General features: G+C 69.0%; 3 protein-coding genes. All 3 read left to right on the top strand.

The annotated features are described in order from the left end of the window. Positions 1–240 (top strand): aldehyde dehydrogenase family protein (locus tag A3AG_RS30880; RefSeq protein ID WP_035847366.1); only part of this gene is annotated, 240 nt, incomplete at its 5' end. A 16-nt stretch (positions 241–256) separates the two neighbouring features. Then, positions 257–607 carry a glyoxalase superfamily protein gene (locus A3AG_RS0100015; RefSeq protein WP_018003634.1) on the top strand — a complete coding sequence of 117 codons (351 nt, stop codon included), beginning with the start codon at positions 257–259 and terminating at the stop codon, positions 605–607. Positions 608–782: 175 nt separating this feature from the next. Continuing rightward, on the top strand, positions 783–1105 hold a 323-nt coding region (locus A3AG_RS30875), incomplete at its 3' end, for an amino acid permease (protein ID WP_035847360.1).

Below are 1105 nucleotides of genomic sequence, written 5' to 3'. Positions count from 1 at the left end.
GGCGGCATCGCGCGCGCGTTCGCGCGGCAGATCCAGGTGGGCATGGTCGGCATCAACGTGCCGATCCCGGTGCCGATGGCGTGGCATTCGTTCGGTGGCTGGAAGCGCTCGCTGTTCGGCGACCACCATGCCTATGGCGAAGAGGGCGTGCGCTTCTACACGCGCTACAAGAGCGTGATGCAGCGCTGGCCGGACGCGATCGCCAAGGGCGCCGAGTTCACCATGCCGGTGGCGAAGTAACCAGCGGAGCGCCGGCATGAGGGTCACCCGCATCGTCGCCAATATCGGCACCGCAGATCCCGGCCAGGCGCGCGCCTTCTACCAGGACGTGCTGGGCCTGGACCTGCTGATGGACCACGGCTGGATCCGCACCTACGGCAGCGAGGGCACTGCGCGCGCGCAGGTCAGCTTTGCCGCGCAAGGCGGCAACGGCACGCCCGTGCCCGCGCTGTCGATCGAGGTCGACGATGTCGACGAGGCCCACCGCCGCATGGTGGCCGCCGGCTTTGCCGTGGAATACGGCCCGGCCGACGAGCCGTGGGGCGTGCGCCGCTTCTTCGTGCGCGACCCGTTCGGGCAACTGATCAACATCCTCGCGCACGCCTGAGGGCGCGCCTTGCCTGCCGTCAGTGCCGGCCTGGCCCGCCTTTCCTATCATTCCCTGCAACGCGCTGGCCCGGCGCAAGTGATGCATGCGCCCGGCCAGCGGCGTACACTAGCGCCCTTTTTTACGGGCCCGCGCGTTACCGCCGCGGGCCCGGCCACCGTTGCAGGGAGTTTGAATGAGCTTGTTCCGCACCAAGGACATCGATGCGATGCTGGCCGTCGCGCGCGATGACGGCCTGAAGAAGGTGCTGGGTCCGGTCGACCTGGTGCTGATGGGCATCGGCGCCATCATCGGCACCGGCATTTTCGTGCTGACCGGCACCGGCGCGCTGACCGCCGGGCCGGCGCTGACGGTGTCGTTCGTGATCGCGGCGCTGGCGTGCGGCTTTGCCGCGCTGTGCTACGCGGAGTTCGCCTCGGCGATCCCGGTGTCGGGCTCGATCTACACCTACAGCTACGCCACGCTGGGCGAGATCGTCGCGTGGATGATCGGCTGGGA

The sequence above is a fragment of the Cupriavidus neocaledonicus genome (assembly GCF_000372525.1).
Taxonomy (GTDB): Bacteria; Pseudomonadota; Gammaproteobacteria; order Burkholderiales; family Burkholderiaceae; genus Cupriavidus; species Cupriavidus neocaledonicus.
The sequence above is the reverse complement of the archived record's forward strand: the minus strand, read 5'-3'. Positions and strand labels throughout refer to the sequence as shown.